Source organism: Ignavibacteriota bacterium, assembly GCA_016713565.1.
Lineage (GTDB): Bacteria > Bacteroidota > Ignavibacteria > Ignavibacteriales > Melioribacteraceae.
Genome location: JADJOX010000003.1, coordinates 1 through 25,233, shown reverse-complemented (window position 1 = coordinate 25,233; position 25,233 = coordinate 1). Strand labels below are relative to the sequence as shown.

The 25,233-nt window shown below is 30.9% G+C and carries 19 protein-coding genes; 16 read left to right on the top strand and 3 right to left on the bottom strand.

Annotated features, from left to right (window positions below; genetic code table 11):
• Positions 1-572: 572 nt before the first annotated feature.
• The 3 genes from IPK06_02920 to IPK06_02910 form a co-directional block, all read right to left on the bottom strand.
• On the bottom strand, positions 573-1,142 hold the full coding sequence (locus IPK06_02920) for an isoprenylcysteine carboxylmethyltransferase family protein (GenBank protein MBK7978966.1): 570 nt from the start codon (positions 1,140-1,142) through the stop codon (positions 573-575).
• 218 nt (positions 1,143-1,360) lie between these two features.
• On the bottom strand, positions 1,361-1,750 hold the full coding sequence (locus IPK06_02915) for a hypothetical protein (GenBank protein ID MBK7978965.1): 390 nt from the start codon (positions 1,748-1,750) through the stop codon (positions 1,361-1,363).
• A 559-nt stretch (positions 1,751-2,309) separates the two neighbouring features.
• Positions 2,310-2,591 (bottom strand): hypothetical protein, encoded by a 282-nt coding sequence (locus tag IPK06_02910; protein ID MBK7978964.1) that lies wholly within the window; start codon positions 2,589-2,591, stop codon positions 2,310-2,312.
• Positions 2,592-2,736: 145 nt separating this feature from the next.
• Between IPK06_02910 and IPK06_02905 the strand changes: the two genes are divergently transcribed.
• The 16 genes from IPK06_02905 (at position 2,737) to IPK06_02830 (ending at position 23,714) form a co-directional block, all read left to right on the top strand.
• Entirely contained in the window at positions 2,737-3,195 is a 459-nt protein-coding gene (locus IPK06_02905) for a tyrosine-type recombinase/integrase (GenBank protein MBK7978963.1), read from the top strand.
• The gene (locus IPK06_02900) at positions 3,196-3,432 is read left to right on the top strand and encodes a tyrosine-type recombinase/integrase (GenBank protein ID MBK7978962.1); all 237 of its coding nucleotides are present in this window, start codon (positions 3,196-3,198) and stop codon (positions 3,430-3,432) included.
• A gap of 72 nt (positions 3,433-3,504) precedes the next feature.
• The gene (locus IPK06_02895) at positions 3,505-3,912 is read left to right on the top strand and encodes a hypothetical protein (protein MBK7978961.1); all 408 of its coding nucleotides are present in this window, start codon (positions 3,505-3,507) and stop codon (positions 3,910-3,912) included.
• A 453-nt stretch (positions 3,913-4,365) separates the two neighbouring features.
• On the top strand, positions 4,366-4,764 hold the full coding sequence (locus IPK06_02890) for an ROK family protein (protein MBK7978960.1): 399 nt from the start codon (positions 4,366-4,368) through the stop codon (positions 4,762-4,764).
• A gap of 548 nt (positions 4,765-5,312) precedes the next feature.
• On the top strand, positions 5,313-6,467 hold the full coding sequence (locus IPK06_02885) for an MFS transporter (protein MBK7978959.1): 1,155 nt from the start codon (positions 5,313-5,315) through the stop codon (positions 6,465-6,467).
• Between the two features lie 36 nt (positions 6,468-6,503).
• Entirely contained in the window at positions 6,504-7,790 is a 1,287-nt protein-coding gene (locus IPK06_02880; protein ID MBK7978958.1) for a hypothetical protein, read from the top strand.
• A gap of 12 nt (positions 7,791-7,802) precedes the next feature.
• The gene (locus IPK06_02875; GenBank protein ID MBK7978957.1) at positions 7,803-10,157 is read left to right on the top strand and encodes a GH92 family glycosyl hydrolase; all 2,355 of its coding nucleotides are present in this window, start codon (positions 7,803-7,805) and stop codon (positions 10,155-10,157) included.
• Between the two features lie 141 nt (positions 10,158-10,298).
• Entirely contained in the window at positions 10,299-13,433 is a 3,135-nt protein-coding gene (locus IPK06_02870) for a GH92 family glycosyl hydrolase (GenBank protein MBK7978956.1), read from the top strand.
• Between the two features lie 526 nt (positions 13,434-13,959).
• Positions 13,960-14,106: a hypothetical protein gene (locus IPK06_02865; GenBank protein ID MBK7978955.1), complete on the top strand. Its 147-nt coding sequence runs from the start codon at positions 13,960-13,962 to the stop codon at positions 14,104-14,106.
• 253 nt (positions 14,107-14,359) lie between these two features.
• Positions 14,360-16,888, top strand: a complete 2,529-nt coding sequence (locus IPK06_02860; protein ID MBK7978954.1) for a hypothetical protein — start codon at positions 14,360-14,362, stop codon at positions 16,886-16,888.
• A gap of 1,359 nt (positions 16,889-18,247) precedes the next feature.
• Positions 18,248-18,475, top strand: a complete 228-nt coding sequence (locus IPK06_02855; GenBank protein MBK7978953.1) for a T9SS type A sorting domain-containing protein — start codon at positions 18,248-18,250, stop codon at positions 18,473-18,475.
• Positions 18,476-18,612: 137 nt separating this feature from the next.
• A complete protein-coding gene (locus tag IPK06_02850; protein ID MBK7978952.1) occupies positions 18,613-18,780 on the top strand; it encodes a hypothetical protein in 168 nt (55 codons plus the stop codon).
• 146 nt (positions 18,781-18,926) lie between these two features.
• Positions 18,927-19,064 (top strand): hypothetical protein, encoded by a 138-nt coding sequence (locus tag IPK06_02845; GenBank protein MBK7978951.1) that lies wholly within the window; start codon positions 18,927-18,929, stop codon positions 19,062-19,064.
• A gap of 337 nt (positions 19,065-19,401) precedes the next feature.
• Positions 19,402-21,279 (top strand): VCBS repeat-containing protein, encoded by a 1,878-nt coding sequence (locus tag IPK06_02840; GenBank protein ID MBK7978950.1) that lies wholly within the window; start codon positions 19,402-19,404, stop codon positions 21,277-21,279.
• 59 nt (positions 21,280-21,338) lie between these two features.
• A complete protein-coding gene (locus IPK06_02835; protein ID MBK7978949.1) occupies positions 21,339-23,243 on the top strand; it encodes a T9SS type A sorting domain-containing protein in 1,905 nt (634 codons plus the stop codon).
• A 333-nt stretch (positions 23,244-23,576) separates the two neighbouring features.
• Positions 23,577-23,714 (top strand): hypothetical protein, encoded by a 138-nt coding sequence (locus tag IPK06_02830; protein MBK7978948.1) that lies wholly within the window; start codon positions 23,577-23,579, stop codon positions 23,712-23,714.
• Positions 23,715-25,233 lie beyond the last annotated feature (1,519 nt).

Below are 25,233 nucleotides of genomic sequence, written 5' to 3'. Positions count from 1 at the left end.
TTTCATGAATTAACTTTTGAAAACATACAATTATTACTAATATTTTTTACGCAGATTTATCAGTCATCAAATCTGAAAAGTTATATTGGATATTAAAGATTGAAGCATTCGTAGGTATATAAGGACTCAACCGCATCGTTATAGAGGATTGGAGATGACTCATGGGTAACACACTTTAATGCTGTCATTGGATAATCAATTTGCTGAATATGACCGAATCAGGGAAGGTTAAGAGTTCTTTTAGTTTTCAAATGATTTCTCCACCTCGACAAAAAAAACTAATAACTAAACTCAAATTTGCTAATATAGTTTATAAATTCCTTATTAGGACAGCCAATAATCAACCAATAAGACCATAAGAAAAAAAAATAAACTCGCGATCAAGGATTCTGGTTCCATACCCCCACGGCACACTTAACCAGATTCCCATCGAGTTGGTAAATTTCTTTTCGAAAATAAAGTTAAGTAGGTAGTACTATGCTGATTAAAATTCGGGTTTAGATTTTTTTTATTTTCTAAACTTTTTGAAAAATAAAGCGGTCGGGTTGAGGCGCTTGTTAGGCACTGTTTATTTAATAAATTTTTGGTATTAGTTTTTTTGTTCTCTTCTGATAATTGGAATATATATCACCCATTTGCTCAATCATAAATTTTTCTTCAACTCTAATTCGATTTATATATCCAACAAGAGTCGATAGTAACATAAGAATTACAGCTAACCAATTTGATAATGAAATAGAAATACCAGTAAAAATTAGCAATTGACCTAAATAGCCAGGATGTCTAATGAATTTATAAAACCCTTTTTCAATTAGTAAATGATTTTCAACTTTGGAAACCGAATAAGTAAAATATTGCTTGAGTTGCCTAATGGAAATAACCCTAATTATTAATCCTATCGTAATGATAAATAATCCTATTGTGAACAATATATTCCAATAATAGATTCGTCCAATTTTTGTTGCTGCAATAGAAAAAGAAAGTAAATACCCAGCTGTAATTGAAATCACAATGAGCCATAGGCTTCCTTTATCTCTCACGCTAACAATTTTCAATTTCTTCTTTTGCTGATAGTTCACATAATACTCAAACAATCCATATAAATAAACTATCACGATTATGGTTATTATTTTAAAATTCATTCAGAACTCGGATCAGTTTATGTTGTGCCTAAGCCGAAGCCCAAAACAACAATGCCACATTTATTAAATAACTTTTTAATTAGAACAAACTTTTTTTGACTGTATAATCTTTAACAGGAAGATTAAACGGAACAACTACTTTTTAAACTGCATAAAAGCCCTGTGCAAAAAAAGCTTTAGGCATGAGGCACGGGTTAGATGCTTTTTTTATTAATTATTTATTTGCTTATAAATCTGCCGCAAATTAAAGCACCAACAAATATATTAATAAAAGTTAACGGAACAGCCAGCCATAATACATTGATTGGTAATACGGAAAAATTCCATAAAGCAATCCAATGCGTAACATATACTATTATCCAAACAATGAAAGTTGTTTGCAATACTTTGAATTTTTTCGAAATAATAAAAATCATAACTGCAATTATTATTCCCCATATAAGCCAGAGAATGTTATTTACGGGTTCATTGGGCAATACAAGATTAATTGCTTTGAAGTGCATATCAATATCTGGTTTTGCAAATAACATCCACCTTAAAGTTTCAAAAATGTTTATCCATAAACTAACAAGGAGAATTTGCCAAATTGCTTTTTTAAAATTTGCCATAATAATTCCCATATTCTAGTTTTTAATATATTTGTTATAGCAGCGTAACGTCAGCGCAAATTACCAGCCAATATTTATTAAATTACATTCTATTACAAATTAAAATATTATCTACAAATATGAAATATTAATATTGTATAAATTCTTAACTTAAAGAGAGCAAGGCTCTCTTTATAGCTGAAACATCTTACTGACTTTCATCTGATAGGATGCTCTGATTTTTTTCTGAACAAAGTGTGATATGTAATGTGTAAGTTGATTATACAAAACCCATTGATTCTTTACCTTCGGATTTTCTTCAACAAATTCAGCAATCCCTTTGCCGAAAGTTTTCTGTCTCTGATCTTTGTAATCAATTGCTAGTTTTAGGTTTTGAAGTATGTTGATTCTTCTTTAATGAGAGGGATTTGTTCGTAAGTATCTTCAATCTGCTGTTTAAGATTTTCAACAATTATTCCCGATGTGTGTTTGCGTAGAACTTATCCAATACTTCACCAAATACACTTCCGTTACTGAAAATGCTTCTTATTCCGCCCCAGAACATTCTTACTCCTTCACTTTAATCATAACTGTTGTGAACAAACAAACTGAGAGCAATATCACTTTCTCCATCGTGAAGAGTTATTTCGGGAAAGGTAATCTGTAACCTCATTCTGCTGTTTTCAACACATGAATGACTCGGGTCAATGTACCAGTCGGTCGTAAGATCATTAAGCTGTTCTAGAACAGGTTTTATCACTTCCGCATTTGTAACTAATTGGTAAGTGTTTTTCTGGATTGCAATCAGTTCATTATTATCTTCTCTGATTATTGCTTTGTACTTATTAGTAGGGAAGTACAATCAGCTTGTATCTTTTACTTGAACTTTTGTTTCAATTACAGGAAATAAAAACTTCCATAGTTTTTTATCTACTTCTGTTGTTATGTAATTTACCTCACTTTGTTAAATATGCTATTATCAAATAGAATGTTCTGGAGCATCATCTATGACAATTACACAATATTTGCAAACTGTGAAAGCAATATTTAAATATCAGGTATCTAAGGATAATATTACCAAGAATTCAATGGATCATTTAATAATTCCAATAATCAGTAAGAAAAATTTGATTAAACGTGAAAATGAATATTACAATAAAGAAGAAATACAATCCTTTATCAAACAAGAAATGAGTGAAAATTTGAGAAACATCTTTACCGGTTTATTTTTAACCGGCTGCAGGATAGAAGAATTTACGCATCTCACATGCAAAGATTCAATTGATTTAGAAAGTAGAATGATACTTATAAGAACAACTGAAATGCATGAAACCAAAACAGAATTTTCAGAAAGTAATATTCCGATCACAAATCATTTATTTAAAATAATCCAAAAATTAGAAGCAAAAACAAACTCTGAGTTTATATTTACGAATGAGGAAGGCAATCAAATAAAAGAAAGATGAATATTAGATAAATGTAAAGAAACAGCAAAAAATGCTGGAATAGCAAAAAATGCGACAGTACATAAATGGAGACACTCATTTAGTTCTCATATGCTGATTACCGGCTTACAGTATGAAGAACGCGAGTATTTGATGAGGCATAAACCAGAGGAGATGACTGCTCACTATACAAAAGTCAATCCAAGGGAATTGCATGATAAACTTTCAAATCTTGATGAAATCATAAAAGATATTTAGAAATATTAACTAATTTCAATTCATTAACAATGCTGTCCAAATGGGCAGCTTTTTTTATGTCCGGAGATTAAAATGAAATTTAAAGAATTCCTCCCATATTTAAATAATGAAGAAAAAGCAGAAGAATATTTAAGAGAAGCTAGGATATTTAAAAAGTTTGAAACATGTATTTACTGTAACAGCGGTTCATTAAGAAAAATTAGAAGAGGTAAAATAAAATGTCACAACTGTAAGAGAGAATGGAATAGGAGGAAGGGGAGCATTATTGAAAGGTCAAGATTGGATTACTCTATTATAATAATGATTATAAAATTGTATTCTATGGGATTATCAATTTTTATGATAAGCAATGAAACAAGTAAATCAAAATTGAGTATTTCACCTATTATTTATGAAATAAGAAATAAAATAAAAAATAAAGTAGATATAAAAATTGATAACTCCAGTCTGCTTCTTCTTTATTCACTAGTGAAGAACTAATTTGCAGAATTATTGATTTATATGAGCATTTTAATAATAGATTTTTTCCTCTTGAGATTTATAATACACTTATTTAATGATTTGAAAGAATACAGTGCAATTAAAATTGGATTTCCCGTTCTTCGAATTAGTCGTTTACTTGATAATGAGGACAGTCCTTTTATATTTTTGGAAAACTATTTTCACTCTCAAATTACTTTAAAAGTTGGGGAAGTTTTTTCTCAACTTTTATATGATAATTATGAAATTGATTGTAATGATAATCTGAATTTTTTGAACGAAAAAAAAACAGATTCATGAGGAAATAATTAGTTTTTCAAAATTCCTAAGAATAAAAAGGTGAACCTTTTTTGGAAAATGAGAGTTTTAACCCATATACTGGGCATAGACCTCTAGTTTGAATTTTTTTATAGCTTATAATATTTTATTCTCAATCAAAATTGAAAGGAAGAAATGGAATCAATAACAATTGGTGTAGATGTGGGAGCGAGTCACGATAGCTGCGCAGCGTGTAACCTTGAAGAAAGAAAATTTTTGCCGGAAACACATTTTGAGAATGAATTAATTAATGAAGGGACAGCTGATGAAATATTAAGTATTTGGTCAAAAACTATAGCAGATTGCATAAAAAAAGCTAAACATTTCAAAGTTAACGGTATTGGATTTGCAATGCCAGTACCTTTTGATTATGTTAAAGGCATTCCATTATTTAAAAGCGAAAATAGGAAATATGAAAATATTTACGGACTTAACATTCCAAAACTTTTAAGAAAGTTACTTTATATATATAATAATTTCCCAATTCGTTTTTTAACGATGCAACAGCGTTTGCAATTGGTGAGGATTGGATAGGAAAAGCAGCGGGTATGAACTGTTCGCTATCTTATTACTCTAGGAACAGGTTTTGGTTCTGCAAACCGGATACCTGTTGTTGATGGTAATGAGGTATTTCCTGCTGGAGCAGTCTGGCATTTGCCATTAGAGAATGGAACTGCTGATGATTACTTTTTCGCCCGTGGTTTACTAAAACGTTATTTTGAGAAAACTGGTTAAATACTAAATGGAGTGAAGGAACTTGCAGAAATTTCGAAAGAAAATGAAATTGTTCAATAGCTTTTCTACGATTTTGGTTGAAAACTGGGTATTTTCTTGAAACCATGGATCGAATTATTTGGGGTTGATGTTTTAGTAATTGGTGGTAATATATCTAATACATTCAATCTCTTTGGCGGTAGTTTAAAAATATTTTCGAGACAGCCAGAATAATCTAAGAATAGAAATTTCAGAATTGAAAGAAAAAGCCTCAATAATTGGAAGGGCTATATTGATTAACGATAATTTTTACTCTGGCACTAAATCACAGTTAATAAAAATGTAACTAAATCTTTTAAAAGGAAAATATGTTAAAATCAAAAATTTCTTTAAAGTATATCCTTCCCGTTCTTTTGTCTTTTTTTGTTGCAAGCTTTTGTGATTTAGTTGGTATTGGTGTTGACCGTGTAAAAAGCGATTTTGAACTAAGCAACACACTTGTACAACTAATTCCTTCTGTTGTATTTCTTTGGTTTTTTATTTTATCGGTTCCAGTTGGCATATTGCAAGATCGAATAGGAAAGCGAAACGTATTAAACATAGGTATACTTATTACTTTAATCGGAATGCTATTACCTTTTTTCTTTTATTCATTCACCATGATTCTCACAGGTTTTGCTTTTTTGGGAATTGGAAATACCATTGTGCAAGTATCTGCCAATCCATTACTAGTTGATGTTGTTCCATCTTCACACCGTTCAAGTTATCTTAGTTTATCACAATTTGTAAAATCGGTTGGTTCAATGATTGCAGCACCACTTGCAGGGTGGTTTGCCATCTATTATGGTGATTGGAAGTTTCTCTTTCTTGCGTTTGGATTAGTATCATTAATAGCAATTATTTGGTTAACTTCAACCAAAATTGAAGAAACGAAAAATATCGAACAGCGAGCAACTTTTATATCATCATTTAAGTTACTAGGAAATAGTTTTATTGCCATAATGGTACTTGGAATATTTTTAATTGTTGGAATTGATGTTGGGGTTAATTCAGTTTCTGGTCAATACTTATTATCGAAATTTGGGTCAGAACAAACCTTAGCTGAATCTGGACGAAGCATTTATTTCTTTGGAAAAATGCTAGGAACATTTGGTGGCGCAATTTTACTAGCTAAAATATCTTCTCGGAAATTTTTTATATGGTCGTCAATAATCGGATTAGTATCAATCTCTTTACTTTTTATTATTCCATCTGAAAATATGGCCTTGATAATTATTTTTATAATCGGGTTAGGATTATCTAATATATTTCCGCTTATTTATTCACTTACAGTTGAACAATATCCAACTCGTGCTAACGAAATCTCAGGCTTAATGATTATGGCAATATCTGGCGGGGCGTTTTTACCTTTATTAATGGGTTTGGTTAGTGATTTGTATAATGTAGGAACAAGTATAATTGTTTTGTTATTAGCAGTATCCGTAATTTTAATAACGTCTTTGAAGGTTGCAAAAAAAGCATGAACAAAAATTCTATTATGATTTATAAGGGAATATAAAATGAAAAAACATATTATTATAATAATTTTATTAATAGTTTTTGAAGCATGTAGTTCAATTTCTAACGAAAAAATTAAAATTGAACTAGCCTCAAAATTGGATACAAACAAATCTATAGCTTTTACAAAGGCTAAAGCTTTAGAAATTATGAAAAGTGGTTTTAATGCTGGGGATGGATACAGAGAAGTTTGGATCCGTGACTATAATACATTTATTGAATTGGCAGCTAAAGTTCATCCAGCTGAAGAGTTAAAAGCAAATCTGATAATTTTCTTCAAATTGCAGGGTAGTGACGGCAATATAATTGATGGATTTACACCTCGTGAAGATACAGAAATAAATTACGATTTTACATATTCGGATTTGGCACCAAATTATGCCGGACATAAAAATTCAGTTGAAACTGACCAAGAAACTTCACTTATTCAAGCTATCTATAAATATATTAACCTTACAGGTGATAAAGCTTTTCTAGATGAAATAATTAGAGGAAAAACAGTTGCTGAGCGTATGGAATGGGCAATGGATTATTTAATTGAAAATCGTTTTTCAGATGAGTACGGTCTAATTTGGGGAGCAACTACTGTTGATTGGGGCGATGTGCAACCAGAACATAGTTGGGGAGTTGACATAGATGAAAATACGCATCGTGCAATAGATATTTATGACAATGCCATGTTTATCATAGCTTTGGACAATTTAATGGAAATGCTGCCAAAAACAGTAACAAAATGGTCACCAGTAAAAAAAAGACTTATAAAAAACTGCCGTGAACATTTGTGGGATATAAATAATCAAAAGTTTATTCCACACATCTATTTGAATGGTTCTCCATTCCCAAAAGATTTTAATGAAAACGAGATATATTATTTTGGAGGTACTACCATTGCAATTGAAGCTGGGTTACTTACAAATAATGAAATACTTTCATCCATAAATAAAATGGTTGAACTAATAAAAAAAGCAGGAGCAACCTCTATCGGACTTACAATTTATCCTGCCTACCCAGAAGGATTCTTTAAAAATAAAGGTATGTATCCTTATGGATACCAAAATGGTGGTGACTGGACTTGGTTTGGCGGAAGGATGATTCAGCAGTTAGTTAAATATGGATTTCTTGAAAAAGCTTATGAACAGTTACTTCCAATGACAGAAAGAGTTTTAAAAAACAACGGATTTTTTGAATGGTATACAATAAATAATGAGCCGCGAGGTTCAGGTACTTTCAGAGGCTCTGCTGGAGTTTTATTTGTTGCAATTGAAATGTTTGAAAAAGAAATATTTTAAAATAAAAAATATATGGTAAAAATGAATAAAATTTTGTTGTTTATTTTTTTTCTTAAGATGGTTTATGCTCAACCAACTAATTTGATAAATGAAGTTGATCCCAATATTGGTGTGGCACATTCACGTTGGTTTTTTTATACACCAGCCGCTAATCCATTTGGAATGGCCAAACCTGCAGCTTCAACATATGGACAATATGGAAATAAATCTGGATGGGAAGCAACTGGATATGATCAACGTCATGAATCAATTGAAGGATTTGTTAATTTTCATGAATTTCAGATAGGCGGAATATCATTAATGCCAATGGTTGGCAATCTAAAAACTATTGCTGGAAAATTAGAATCCCCAGATGAAGGTTACCGTTCAAGATTTTCACATAATAATGAATTAGCTGAACCTGGTTATTACAGAGTTAAACTTGATGACTACAATGTTATAGCTGAACTAACATCCACACCCCGTGTTGCTTTTCATAGATACACTTTCCCCGAAGCAAAAAATTCTTACATAATTTTTGATGTTGGAAATGTTCAGGGAGAAAGTGGAAAAGTGGCAAATGCATTTGTCAGACGAGTTTCAGAAACTTCACTTGAAGGTTTTGTAGAAACATTTCCAGAATATGTTAAAAACTATCAACCCGGTGCTTCAGTTAAAATGTATTTTTTTGCTGAAATGGATAAAAAACATTCCGGCTTTGGCTCATTTGTAAAGGAACAAAGATTTCACCAATCTGAATCTGTTCAAGGAGAGGGCTGCGGAATGTATTTTGATTTCCATACACATGAAGGTGAAAAAATTACTATAAAAATTGGACTTTCTTACACAAGCATTGCAAATGCACGCATAAATCTTGAAACTGAAGCTCAAAATCTGAATTTTGATTCTGCTCGAACTAAAGCGCAAAATTATTGGAACAATATGTTAGGAAAGATTGCAATTGAAGGAGGATCTAAAAGCAACAGAACTAAATTTTACACTGGACTTTATCATGCACTACTTGGGCGAGGATTGGCAAGTGATGTAAATGGGGCTTATGTTAAAAACAATAGTACAATCGGACAAATTCCTTTGGATGAAAAAGGTAAACCTAAGTACAATCATTACAACACTGATGCTGTATGGGGTGCATTCTGGAACCTTACACAATTATGGGCAATGGTTTACCCTGATTACTTTAATGAATTTATCAATTGCCAGTTGGATATTTATCGTGATTGCGGATGGCTTGCAGATGGGATTGCAACATCTAAATTTGTTTCAGGAGTAGGAACAAATTTTATGGGACAAGTTGTTGCTTCCGCATTCAATCGAGGTTTAAGAGACTATAATATTGAAGATGCTTATTCTGCTGTTTTGCGCAATGAGCTTGATTGGCAAGACCGTATTAAAGGTGTTGGAAAAGCCGATACAAAAGTTTTTATTGAAAAAGGTTATGTTCCTTTTGATGAAATTAATGCATATTACACGGGATCAACTGCAGAAGCATCTCAATTTTCAGCATCGCATACACTCGAGTACAGTTTTAGTGCATATGCGGCTGCACAAATGGCTCACGCACTTGGCAAAAATGATGATTACTCAAGATTAATGAAGTTATCAACCGGTTGGATAAAACTTTTTGATGATGAAACTGGATTTATCCGTCCACGGGATTTGAATGGAAATTTTATTAAAGATTTTAACCCTTATGAAGCTTGGCGTGGATTTCAGGAAGGCAATGCTTTTCAATATACTTTTTATGTTCCACATAATCCAATTGGTCTCATTGAAAAAATTGGTAAAGAAAAATTTAATGAGAGGTTAAACGAACTTTTTGAAATGGCACAAGAAACCGGTTTTGGCGGAGGTAAGCAGATTGATGCTTTTTCAGGTTTACAAAATGTTTATAATCATGGGAACCAACCCAGCCTGCATATTTCATGGCTTTTCAACTATTCTAATGCTCCCTGGTTAACTCAAAAATGGGTTAGACAAATTTGTAATGATTTTTACGGAACCGATGGAATACATGGCTATGGTTATGGACAAGATGAAGACCAAGGTCAATTGGGAGCTTGGTATGTACTAGCCGGAATGGGACTATTTGATGTTAAAGGTGGTAGTGATGCTAATCCAATGATCCAGATAATCGTTCCTCAATTTAGTAAAGTTACTATTCAACTGGATCATAAATATTTTTCCGGACAAGAATTTATTATTGAAGTTGATGGCGATCCAACAAATGAGCATTATATTCAATCAGCAAGTTTAAATAATAAGGACTTAGATTCATTTGAATTTTCTTGGATAACATTTGTAAATGGCGGAAAACTAAAATTAGAAGTATCTGATAAGCCCAATAAAAACTGGGGTATTAATAAATAGAGATAATAAAAATAAATTTTAATTAAGGGAGAAGTTTACGAATTAAGATCAATTCTTAATGACGGCTCCAATATTTAAAGTAAATTAGTAAATTGATACATGCAAAATATTTCCAGCTAATTAAAAATGAATGAAAAAAATATGAAAAAAATTATACTATTTTTTTTTCTTTTAGGGATGCATCTATGTTCATGCGCACCAGAAAATAAAACTATTTGGGAAATAGGAGTAAACGACAATAGCGGAAATGAGTTTGCTCTTGCCCCAAAAGATTACACACGATTTATTGAAAAGGATTTTGGTTGGGAAGACAAATATTTTCTGATTGGAACTTCCAATGTGAAAAAAGACTGGCCATATATTTTGCCGGGAACAAGTGATACTTGGGGCGGAACTTGGGGAACATCAGGATGGCGCTCAAGTACATTGAATATTCTTTTTGGATTAAATGATGATCATTCAAATGGAGAATGGAAATTAACTATTGATATTCTCGATTGTAATTCAAAAGACCTGCCATTATTTAAAATAACAGTCAACGGTCAATCATGGAAGTATAGAATACCAATTATAAATAAAAATAATTTAATTGAAGGAGAGATTTCCGATTCATCAGAATTTTTAATCGAAATTACATTAGAAAATAGATTGTTAAGAACAGGCGGCAACGAAATAAATTTAACAATACTTGAAGGCTCTTGGTTAAAATTTGATCAAATAAAATTAGAGGGACCCGGCGATGTTAAGTTAACTGAAAATAATAATGTTTATATTCGCAATGTTGCTGCTGCAAATTACGAAATTGAATCAGAAATCGGTCCAGTACAACCTTTGTTAATTGATTTGGAACACATAAATGGAAAACCGGAATTACTTGTAAAACTTGATGATAATGTAATTTTAAAAGAAATTATTGAATCAGGACGTTATATATTTGAAGCGCCAATGCCAATAACAACTTTCACTACCGAGAGTAATTATGAAATAGTTATTAATGGAGATCTATTACAATCCGGTAAAGTTATTCGCAGTTCGCAAAAGCAGATTACACCTGCTGAATATGTGGATACTAAAATTGGAACCGCACACTCGCGGTGGATGATAGCACCGGGACCTTGGATGCCATTTAGTATGGTAAAAATTAGTCCAGATAACCAGAATGATGATTGGCAGGGAGGTTATGAGCCAACTTTCGAGTCAATTGGTTGTTTCTCGCACATACATGAATGGACTATGGCAGGGTTGGGAACTATGCCCACAAATGGAAAAATTCAGATTAATGTTGGCGATGAAAAAAATGTTGATAGTGGTTACCGATCAAAAATAAATAAATCAACTGAAGAAGCTCCAATTGGATATTATAAGGTTGAGTTATCTGACTATAATATTCTCGCGGAGTTGACCTCAACTACTCGTTGTGGATTTCAGCGCTATAGTTATCCGAAAGATAAAGAAGGTTCTCGTGTTCTATTAGATTTAGTTATTCCTGCAGAATACAGTTATAATTCGGTTGAAGTATACATAAAAAGGACAGGAGAAAAAACAGTAGAAGGTTTTAGTCATCAACTTTCTCCTGATACTTGGAGCGGTGGTATTTCCCAAGAATATACTGTTCATTTTATTGCTGAATTTGACCAACCAATTAAGAATTTTAGTGTTTGGACGGAAAATGGAATTCAAGAGAATACAGAATTACTTCAAGTTAAAGGAGCAAAAGACGCTGGAGCAATAGTTGAATTTGATATAAAAGAAAACAATGTTGTTCAATTGCGAACGGGTATTTCTTACGTTAGTATTGAAAACGCAAAAGAAAATCTCAATACCGAAATAACTATTCCATTTGGTTGGGACTTTGAAGCAGTTCGGAAAAATAATGTTGATACTTGGAATGATCTAATGCAAAGGGTAAAAGTTGTATCTAATGACCAACGCGAAAAAATGCGATTTTATAATAATTTCTACCGTTCATTATGTAGTCGTAATATTTTCAGTGATGTGAATGGAGAGTGGAGAGATGCTGATGAAAGAATTAGAAAATTGGTAGACTCTACATCACCGGCATTAGGATGTGATGCATTTTGGAATACATTTTGGAATCTCAATCAATTCTGGAATTTGGTAACACCTGAATGGAGCAACAAATGGGTGAAATCGCAATTGGCTATGTATGATGCAAACGGATGGATTGCAAAAGGTCCGGCAGGAATGGAATATATTCCTGTAATGGTTGCAGAGCACGAGATTCCGTTGATAGTTAGTACTTACCAAATGGGTATCCGAGATTACAATGTTGAAAAGGCGTATGAAGCAGTAAAAAAAATGCAAACCACTCCTGGTCAAGTTGTTGGTGGTGGATTTGCCGGTAATCGTGATTTAGAGGTTTACTTAAAATATAAGTATGTTCCATACGACAAAGGACGATTTTCAAATACATTAGAATATTCTTACGATGATTGGACAGTAAGTCAGTTTGCCAAAGCACTGGGAAAGGAAAATGATTATAAAACATTTCGAAATCGTGGGAACTATTGGAAAAATATAATCGATCCCAAAACAGGATATGCACGAATGAAAGATTCTAAAGGAACTTGGTTGCAAGATTTTGATGCTTACAAATCCGGGGCAAATCAACATTATGTTGAAGGAAATGCATGGCAACTAACTTTTTTTGTACCTCAGGATGTTCCCGCACTGGCAGAAGCAATTGGTAAAGAACGTTTTATTGAACGCCTCAATTGGGGTTTTAGTGAAAGTGAGAAAACTCGATTTAATGGAATAAATGACCAATATTGGGATTACCCCATTATGCAGGGCAATCAACAATCAATGCATTTTGCTTTCTTGTTCAATTGGGTGAACAAACCATGGCTTACGCAAAAATGGAGCCGTACAATATTAGAGCGTTACTATGGTTACGGTATTGCAAATGCCTATCTGGGAGATGAGGATCAAGGGCAAATGAGTGCATGGTTTGTAATGGCAGCTTTAGGTTTGTTTCAAACTGATGGTGGTTGTAGTAATATGCCAATATATGAAATTGGAAGTCCTATTTTTAAAAGAACAGAAATTAATCTTGGCAAACAATTTGGACGAGGTGATAAATTTGTAATTGAAGCAAAAAATACTTCTCGGCTAAATAAATATGTGCAATCGGCTAAACTAAATGGTGAAAAATTGAATGACTTTAAATTTCCGGCAAGCGAATTGTTAAAAGGAGGAAAACTAGAGCTTGAAATGGGTAGTGAACCAAATTATGATTTTGTAGTAGTAAAGTGAAGAGTAAGGATTGAAAAAAAAAGACATATTTAAAGAAAATGCACAAAACATAAAAAATAATTTGGCAGGCTTATCTACTTATAAACTTTCAATAAACTTTAGATATTTTAAAAGTACTTTTTAAACCACAATGGTTTTGACTGTACGTACTTAAAAGGTTATGGACAAATTTAATAATATTTTAATAGACGATTTTATTCATTCAGTTATTTTAAAAATAGTTAATTAGTTAATAAATTTATTTTTTTTCGCAGCCTTAAAGTCCTCCATTTTATTTTATTTCTTTATATTTCAATGTCCATATTTCTTCCAAAAAAAACATCGGCCGGAGTAACATTATTTAATGATTCATGGTAACGATGGTTATTGTAATTATAAATAAACCTTCCAATCTCATCTCCAAAAATCTAAAGCTTAATATCTAAAAAATAACTAATACATAGAGACCAGTATTAAAGAAAATATTTATCGCTTTGTAGCTGATCATTTTACATTTCATCCTAAGCTGATAGAGAGAAGTATTTCTATGTTATATTTTAAGCTGCCGCTGATAAATCTTGGTGATGAATGCAACGTGAGAGATGGAATATATTCACTGCTAAATTTAGCTCCGCAGTTTAGCCAGTCTAAAAACTCTTACCTCAATAATAGCTTTTCAGCAATGGTTTGTTAAGCTTCGCTGATTGAAGAAATAACACTTAATATCTAATATTTAATAATGAATTATAAAAACTAAATATTATTATTGACAATAATTAAAATTATTTGCAAAATACATGTAATAATTTTTCACTACTCTGAGAGAATAGAATTAGGAAATTATAAAGCAAATTACTCACTTCAAAATTGTATAAATTCTCTCCAGAAGCAGATACAATTATTTAAATCTGTTATAGAACTTAAAAAATAATCCCAAATAAATTGAAATGAGAAAGGTAGTTTTAATTATTTTTTTTCACATTTTTTCTTTAATAATTTATGGACAATCACAATATCCTCCTATTTCTCCAAAGTGGGTTTTTGAACCATGGGTTTGGGAAGACGCAATAAATACAAAAGATGCAGCTTGGAATTTAATTAATGGATATCTCAGTAATAATATTCCGGTTGGAGCAATAATTATTGATAGTCCTTGGGAAGCTCCCAACGATAATAATGGTGATAGAGGTTACAACACTTTTAATTTTGATATCAAAAGATATAACCAACCCAAAAAATTTATAGATTCGTTAAATGCAAAAGGTATACATGTAATTCTATGGATAACAGGCGTTATTACAACAAACTGTCCTCTTTATACTCAAGCCTACAATGCTCACTATTTTGTCAACGGCGGAAGCACTACAAAATTTTGGAAAGGCAACGGTATTGCAAGTCATATTGATTTTTTTAATCCTTCAGCTGTTGCGTTTTGGAAAGACTTGATGGATAACGTATTTGATAGCTTAAATGTTGATGGTTGGAAAGTAGATGAAAGTGATTCATATTTAAAGGAAATGAACTCAATATCCACATTTGCAGGCAGTAAAACTCCAACACAATATTCAAATGCCTATTACAGTACAATCTATAATTATACTCTTGAAAAAAGAGGCAATAAGGGAATGATCACGGCCCGACCTTATTGCGATCAACTTGAAACTCCATATTGGTATGCACCTATTTTTACAAATTCTGCGGGTTGGGTTGGGGATCAAACTCATTCTTGGATCGGACTTCAAGATGCACTTAAAAATATTTTCATTTCGGCTGATATCGGATATGCATCATTGGGGTTTGATATAGGCGGATATTCTCATGAAAGTAATGTCATTCCAAATAAAACATTATTTTTAAGATGGGCGCAACTCGGCGCTCTTGTACCTATTATGGAAAATGGGGGGACTACAAATACCTTCCATCAGCCGTGGCTTTTTGATGAAAATGCTGTTCAAATTTACAGATATTATGCTAATTTTCATCATGAACTTGTACCATATTTATATAGTTATAATATTCATTCACATTTAACAGGAAATCCAATTATTGAGCCTATTGGTTCAAGAGGAATACCACCGGATACAAATTCATGGAATGGAGATTGGAAATATTTATTGGGAAATAATTTTTTTATTGCTCCAATCTACCAAGATAATACTAATCGAACAATCACATTTCCTGAAGGTACTTGGATTAATTATTGGAATGAAAATGATATGCATATCGGTGGAACAACTGCAAATCTAAATTATTCAATTGAACAATATCCCTTATTTATTCGTTCGGGTGCAATTATTCCTTTACATGTTGATAATTCAGTAACGGGACATGGATCTAATTTTTCTAAAAATTATTTAACACTATTAATTTATCCAAAAGGTTTATCATCCTACAAATATTACGCAAGTGAAGCAGACTATATCGATATAACTTGTAATGAATTAAGTTCCGGTTACAATATTAATTTCAGCAATAATATTGATTCGTTAATAATAAGATTAAAGAATAATCTCTTACCGGAAACCATAAAATTTAGTGGAGGGAATGATTTGGACGAGAAAAGTTCGTTTTCTGAATTGGAAAATTCATCTTCTGGATGGTATCACGGTAAATTAACAGCAAATGATAATGTTTATACGTGGATAAAATTTAGTAATCCAACAAATTCTATACAAGTAACTACTTATTGCAGTTTAGATTTACATCCGGAGAATTATGAAGTGGCAACTTTAAATGAAGGGAGTACATATTATACTGACAGAGATTACTCAATCACTTCTATACCGGATCATTATCGTAATTTTAGCATGATAAAGACTGCAAATGCCGACAAAAAAACTATCAATTTAGATTTTCATTTTAATTTATGCAGACCCGCAGAAGTCTATATTGCTTATGACCATCGTTTGCCAACACCTTCATGGATTTACGACAATTATTTAGATACAGGTCAAAAGATCTATGTTTCAGATATATTTATAAATTACTTTAACTTATGGAAAAAAGATGTTGATGCGGGGACTTTAACATTGGGAGATAATTATGGTATAAATGAATCTTCAATGTATTTTGTATTCTATGACTTATATAAAACACTTCAACTTGATTTAAAAGTATTTCTGCAGGGACCGTATTCTGCTGAAAACAATATGAATTCGACTCTATCCCAAAATGGTCTTATTTATAAATCGCAACCTTTCAGTTTATCTCCATGGAATTATGAAGGAGCTGAATGTGTTTCAGAAATTCCGGATGGTGTTGTGGACTGGATTTTAGTCGAATTAAGAAGAGGCGTAGATAAAAATTCATCAGTTGCAAAAAGAGCATGCTTCTTAAAATATAATGGAATGATTGTCGATTTAGATGGAACAAGTAAAATAAAATTTGAAAATTTACCTCAAGGCGAATATTATATTGTAATATATCAAAGAAATCATTTACCAATAATGAGTTCTGCAAAAGTTTTGTTTGAATAAGTTATTATAAAATATTTTAATATTAGCTAACCATAAAAACAATCCATTTTATTCTAATTTTTCGATTTTTTTCTGTTCTCTGGACATGTTTTATTTTTGTTGGATTTAAAACCAAAAATATTTGTTGCAGATTCGAGCAGTTTTTTCTTCAAGTTATATATGTCGTTGAGCCAAATACAATACTATTCACACAATTGGCTTATGTAGTATTATTTTAGAGTAATTTCTGTAATATTTTTGTTTTTTGTTCGCCGGTGTACTGTTTTCTTTTTTGTATTTTATTCTTCTAAATTTTTCATAACTGTTAATTTAGGAAATTCCTGTAACATCTGTAGCTTTACAGAAGAATAGGTAGATATATTAAATAGCAGAAGATATGGTTACAAATTGAATATGGAAATTATAACAAGATAAAGAAAGTTATTCTTTTAAAATTATTCTTGTTTTATTGATGCATGTTATACTTTAGAAAAGATCTCATCTCTTATATTATGAGTTTACTTTTACTAAAATTGAATTTATTCTTACAAAAATATTAATTATTATTTTAAAATATTACAATTTTCATAAGTCAATTTTTTTCTACTCCGGGAGAGTTTGAATTTATAATGCAGACAAAAAATCAGTAAATTCATTCCGGAAAAATGTTCTCTCGTGAAGCAGACTGTTCTAATAAACGTATTTTTATTATTTCAGTTGGACTCTATATGTATTCTCTTTTTAAAAATTTCATTTTCGTTTTATTTATGTTAACCCAAATTAGTTTTGCTCAATGGGTATAAACCAATGGAGCTAACTGTTGAACAATAACGGGTTTTGGTATAAATAAAACCGGCATATTTGCTTCCTTTAATGCCCGCTATGATAGTGTTGGTGTAATTTTCTCTAACGATTTTGGCAAATAATTGGTTAAATGTCAGTGCTGATATACCGGCAAGACAGATTGATGTTCTTTTTGCAGATGATTCTAATCTTTTGTTGCAGAAAATGATGCTGGAATTTATCGCTCAACTGACACTAGTTCTAGCTGGGTTAGTACATGAATTACAGTAGCTTATATTTATTGTTTTGCTGCAATTGGTTCAAATTTCTTTGCGGGAGATGCTAATAATGGTGTTTACAAATCTACTGATCAAGGTAATAGTTGGACAACAGTAAATACCGGATTAACAAATACTACTATCCGCGCACTTTTTGTAAACGACTCAACACTTTATGCTGGAACAAGAGGCGGCGAAGTATATCTTTCAACCGATTATGGAGATAATTGGACTGAAGTTTACACGGGGCTTTCTTATTTGAAAATTGAGACTCTTGCCATTAGTGGTTCATACCTCTTTGCAGGTGCTGATCAAAGCTATGTTTGGGGCCTACCCCAATTCCTTTAATCCAAAAACAAAAATAAAATATACAATACCGTTAAATATAGTAAGAGAAAAGACAAAAGTGAAGATTGTTGTCTTTGATATTTTAGGAAAAGAAATTACAACATTAGTAAATGAATATCAAAATACTGGAAATTATGAAGTCGAGTTTAGTGCAGAAGAATTAACAAGTGGAGTTTATTTCTACAAATTGCTGGCATGAGAATTTACAGAAAAAAAATGCTTTTATAAAATAGTATATTCTAAAAATTATATAATTTTAATAAGCCCTTCCCACAAAGAAGGGCTTTTCATTTTAACCAAACTAATAAATAACAATCTTAATCACAGGAGCATCACATGAAACATTGCATCAAAACAATCACTTGGAAATTTAAGGATACCAGTGAGACTTATCCAGAGCTTAAGAATAAGGAAGTTAAAATTACATCTTCGTCAACAATCTATGAGAATTTCAATTTTCTGTTTGCAGGAGAATTAAAAGAAAAGTTTGTAGTTTTTGGTTAAGCTCTAGTAATAAAGTAATATGATTTGAGATAATATCAGAAGGATTGTTAAACAGCAGTTTAGTCCATCCAAGAGAAGTATTTCGAGGAACGATAATCGCAAAATATTAAAGTATTATAATAGCTCACAATCATCCATCCGGCAATTTGGAACCATCAAGAGAAGACATTTCAATAACTAAGAAATTAGTTGAGGCAGGTAAAATAGTAGACTTATCGGTTTTAGACCATCTAATATTTACAGATGATGGATTTACTTCATTTGTAGAGCAAAGGATTATCTGATCGGATAACCTACCCAAAATGTTCTATAATATTTTATTTTTTTAATATGATTTTCTCCCATAAAAAAATGCAATTAAATAATACACGAAATCTATTTAGTTTAATATTTTATATAAAAAATAATATAATCATTGATTATAATTGAAATTAATACTTTATTACAATATGTAATTTTCCTACTCCGAGAGAGTAAGAAAATAAGATTGCTGAATCATAAAATAATTCAACTAACCACAAAGTACTTCTCTCCCGAAGAATAAATTTCTTAAATACTAAAATTATAACTGACTATTCAGCTGCTTATTAATTTTGGAATTTAATTAAGAGGGACATATAAATGAAAACATTAATTTTTAGCTTATCAATTATTTATTTCTTTTTGAGAATAAATATATTTTCGCAAAAATCAACTTTAACTATTTTGGAAAAAATAGTAATTCATTGCAAAAGCAATAGTATTAGTGAGCCTTTATTTACGGAAATATCTGAAACTTCACTTATTGGAGTATCATCAAGTGCGGTTGATTGGGGGGATTATGATAATGATGGGGATCTTGATATTCTTTTATCTGGCTTTACAGATAATAATACTGTTACCAAAATTTATAGAAATGATGGGGGAAATAATTTTACTGATGAAAGTTCTATTCAGTTAATAAATGTTGGCGGCGGCTTTGCAAAATGGGGAGATTATAATAATGACGGCTTTCTTGATATTTTATTATTTGGTGATACATGGCCTTCTACTCCATATAGATTAATTTACCATAATAACGGGGACAATACTTTCACTGATCTGAATAATAGTAATTATTTACCAGCTCGTGCAGGAGGAAGTTGGGGTGATTATGATAATGACGGTGATCTTGACATACTATTGTCCTCAGGAATATTTCGAAATGATAGAAATAACAAATTCAAGGAACAAACTTGGCTGTCATTTCCCGATGGTAATGCATCATGGGGCGATTATGATAATGACGGTGATTTGGATTTAATTTCATCTGAATATTTTTCTGATTTTGCTACAATATATCGAAATAATCTACCAGATAATTCATTCACTCAACAAATAACTATTCCATTTGGCGGTACAATTACTTCAATTATATCGGGAGATTATGATAATGATGGTGATCTTGATATTTTTTTGATAGGTGAATTAAATGGAGCTAAAAACGGTACAAAAATATTTCGAAATAATTTTCCGGAAAATACATTCACCGAACAAACTTCAATTAACATTATTGGTTTACAAACATCAAATAATTCAATCGCTTTGGGAGATTATGATAACGATGGTGATCTTGATATATTGTTAACAGGGAATGGTGGTATTTATAATATTAATCCTGCTGCTAAAATATATGACAATAATTATCCTGAAAATTCATTTACTGAAAATACAAGCATTTCTTTAACAAATATTAGAAATGGTGCAGTTGCTTGGGCTGATTATGATAATGATGGCGATCTTGACGTTCTTTTAACTGGCAAAACCTTAGCAAATAAAAATATTTCGAAAATTTATCAAAATAATAGCATAGCAAAAAATGAAAAACCGTCTATACCTCCAAATTTACAAGTACAAATTATTGGAAATGATGTAGTTTTTACTTGGGATAAAAGTACGGATAATGAAACACCACAAAATGGATTAACATACAACATAAAAATTGGGAGAACTCCGGAATTTGGAGATATTTTGTCACCTATGTCGGATATTCAAAATGGTTATAGAAAAATAGTTTTTAGTGGTAATACAGGATCTAGTATTAGTTGGAGAATTAAAAATCTTCCTGAAGGTGAATATTATTGGAGCGTTCAGGCAATTGATAATTCTTTCTCAGGTTCGGAATTTGCAGAAGTAAAAAGTTTTACTAAAGGTAAACTTTTTTTAGAATTTTCTGAAGATACCTTAATTTCAATTACTGGAACAAGTAATGGTTTGGCAGCTTGGGGAGACTATGATAATGATAATGATCTTGATCTTTTATTAACAGGTAAAACCGATGATAATAATGAGGTAGCAATAATTTACAGAAACGATGGAGAATCAAATTTTATTGAACAGAATTCAATAACCCTGCAAGGAGGAAGTTCTGCTCAATGGGTTGATTATAACAATGATGGTAATATTGATATTTTTATTACAGCTGGCGATAAAATGGTAATGTACAAAAATAATGGAATTCTACTTTTTCAGAAAAATTAGTAATTACTTTAAGTACAATTGGAAGTTGTAGTTGGGGCGATTATGATAATGACGGTGATTTGGATATCCTCATTTCAGATAGACCTATTTCAAGAATTTATAGAAACAATGGCAATGATACTTTTACGCATCAATCATCAATAGCAATTACTGGTGTTGAAGGATCATCTCATTGGGGAGACTTTGATAATGATGGTGATTTGGATATTCTTATCGGCGGATATGCAGGAGGCGATAATAATCAGGACAGCTACATATTTCAAATATACAGTAATGAAGGATCTGATTTATTTTTAGAGAAAATAACAAAATACTGGATTATTGGCGAGTCATGCTCTATTAAACTCGGTGATTATGATATTGATGGAGATATAGATATACTAATGTCAGGTTCGCTTCATAATTATAGTTTTATAAGTATACTCAGAAATTACGGCAATTTTGAATTTAATAGTAGTAGTTCTGCAGATTGGGGAGATTATGATAACGATGGAGATTTAGATATTCTATTAGCTGGTAACTATACGCCTAATTCAAGTTTACCAGATCATTTCCCTGTATTAAATATTTATCGTAATAATTTCCCGGAAAACACATTTACATTACAAACTCAATTTGAATTAGCAAACATAAATGTTGGCCCCTCATTATTTTGTGATTATGACAATGATGGAGATCTTGATATTCTATTATCAGGCTTATCAGTAAATAAATCAATATCAAAAATTTACCGTAATAATTGTAAAGAACTAAACATACTTCCATCAATACCTTCAAACTTAAAAGTAATTATTAATGGAAATGATGTAACTTTTAGCTGGGATAAAAGTAATGATAAAGAAACACCTCAAAATGGGTTATCATATAATTTAGTTGTTGGAAGCACTCCGGATGGAACTGACATAGTTTCACCAATGTCCGACATAAATACTGGTTATAGAAAAATCGTAAGTATAGGTAATATGAATCTAAATAATTTTTGGACATTAAAGAATTTACCGGACGGAAAATATTATTGGAGTGTACAAGCTATAGATAATTGTTTCTCAGGTTCTAAATTTGCAGAAAGACTATCATTTGTTGTTTCCGCAATTTTAAAAAATATCGATTACAAAATTACACTTCCAAATTGCGACAGTTCACATACTCCTCTTATAATTGAACAAGGAAATTTCTCTGAGGGCCAAACTATGAAGTTTCCTGAATTTAATATTCCGAATCAATATTCAGCTTTCCAACCTTATTATAACTCTTTAATTAATGCTGAGTTATTTTTCCCTAAAGGAAGTCTAAATGAGAATATTAAAATAGAATTTATGCTGAATGGAATGTGTGAAAATGGATTAATAGATAGTCCAGAAACAGAAGAAATAGTTGAAGTATTATATCTAAGTTTTAATGTTATTGGAGATACGTCCGGATCCCACAATCCTCTTGAATATTATTATTTTAATGAAAACAAAGAAGGATATCTTAAAATACCTATAAGCAATATTGATTCATTAATGAAATTATTAAATTATAGTAAAGATTTACTATTCCCATTTTTCGCAGAAAATGGATTAGAACCGGATTTTGAAGGGATAAGAAAAGTAGTTGATGAAAATTACTATACAATATATTTCAAACACTTATCAGAAATAAAATTGGGAGTAATAAGTTCACCGACGAGTATAAAAAATATAACAAACTCAATTCCCACTGAATATAAGTTAGATCAGAATTACCTAATCCGTTTAATCCAACAACCAAAATCACATATCAGTTTGCAAGAAAAAAGTATTGTTACATTAAAAGTCTATGATATATTAGGTAGAGAAATTGAAGAATTAGTCAATAGATCAATAGAAGTCGGTAATCATGAAGTTGTATTTAATGCAAATAATCTAAGTAGCGGAATTTATTATTATCAAATAAAAGCTGGTAATTTTGTTCAATCAAGAAAGATGCTTTTAATTAAATAATCAATTGTAAATATTTATAATCCAGATTTAGCCCTTCCTAAAAGAAGGGCTTTTATTCTAACCTAATCCACTCAATATCAATCATAATCAAAAGGAGCATCAGATGAAACAATGCATTAAAACAATTACTTGGAAATTTAAGATACGAGGATTGAAAGATATCCCGAGCTTAAAGAACGTCAGGTTAAAAATCCCATCTCCGTCTACAATCTATGAGAATTTCAATTTTCTAAAGAAAAGCTTGTGTTTGATTAAGCAAAGTTATCGGGTTATCGGCATTGAGATAATATCAGAAGGATTGTTAAATAACAGTTTAGTCCATCCCAGAGAAGAATTTCGAGGGCAGGTGTCGCAACTTGTTCAAGTATTTTAATAGCCTACAATCATCCATTCGGCAATTTGGAACCATCAAGAGAAGACATTTCAATAACTAAGAAATTAGATGAGGCAGGTAAGATTATTAACATATAGGTTTTAGATCATATAATATTTACAGATGATTGATTTACTTCATTTTGAAGAACAGAGAATAATTTAATTTTTTTAATTCATTCTTTCATCAAATCATAAACGAAGTAGCAGAAGCAAATGATGTCATAGTAATACTAAAGTTCAGCCAGTCGGATACATTTTTTTCTAAAAAATAGCTTTATAAGTAAGTGATATGTTAGGCCTTGCGGATTAGGGTGATATAAAACAACCATTTATTGATGATATTTATTATTTTAGATAATACAATTAATAGTATATTTGAACTTAAATAAATAAAAATTTATGTTATTTGTTTGTTGAGTTATTTAAATGTAATTAATGATTTAAAAATCATTTCTAAGTTATTATGAAAACTCGAATTTATCATTTTAATTGTTTGCATCTCTATTACTCGCCACACCTGAATTTTTTCATAGGATAACTGATTAATACCATAGTTAAAGATTCAAAACAATTCTGAAAAAATGGACTTTACAACGATATTAAGCATTCTCCATTAATCTATTCGAATGAAAATGGGAACATTTTAGTACTTTGGATGCAAGTTATAAATCAAATGAACCTTCATACATTAATATGCAGTACTATTCAAGTTATGGTGCACCAGTTGGTTCAAATATAAAAGTAAATGAAATCGACGGAAAATTGCGATCAAGTTAAAGGAATAATAAATAGTGACGGAAGTTCTTTTGTATTTTGGAAAGGAGAAAAGTCAAATTTTTGTGCAGAGATTTGATAAAAATGCTATTAAATAGAGGAAACAATAAACTACTTCAAGATTATGAGGGAAGTTATAAATTAGAAAATTTTCAATTTCTTCTGATGGCGATGGAAATTTTATTCAATAGCATCATGCTCTCAGCATTCAACTGTTATGATTTCAAACTTTATCCAAAAAATATAATTTCAATTTAGAAGTAATTTGGAATAGATCAAACCTTTTAGCAAAAAATCATATGAATTCTGATGAGATTGTTCCGAAGATTTCATTTATTAGAAAGCAGGAATGTAGTTGATTTATGGATAGAAGTTTAGAATTCTTATACATTGGAAATATTAATAAAAATTTGATAAATATTTATTCAAAATATCTTGATAAAAGATATTAAAGTGATTATAAGTAAATTACGAACAATGATTTTAACTTGGACACTGGCAAAAAATTTAAGAAATTTGTAAGAAATCATTTTAATAATTTACAATTGAAGTGGAATGCATCAATAGTTGAAAGTAGTTCATAATGCATGTTTCAATTACATTCTGCGTATGAATAATCAAATAATAAAAATAATAACGTCGAAGTTGAAAGATTTATATTATCCCCATTTTGTAAATCAACAATTGCATATACGAGAAGATGGTAGTTTATTGTTTTTGGGCTAATATAAGTGACAAATACACAATTGTTCCCAGATATAAAAAGACAATATTTGGACAAAAGATGCTCTTCAAATGGAAATAAACTTGGTTATAATTTCAAAGTACCAATCAATAGTAA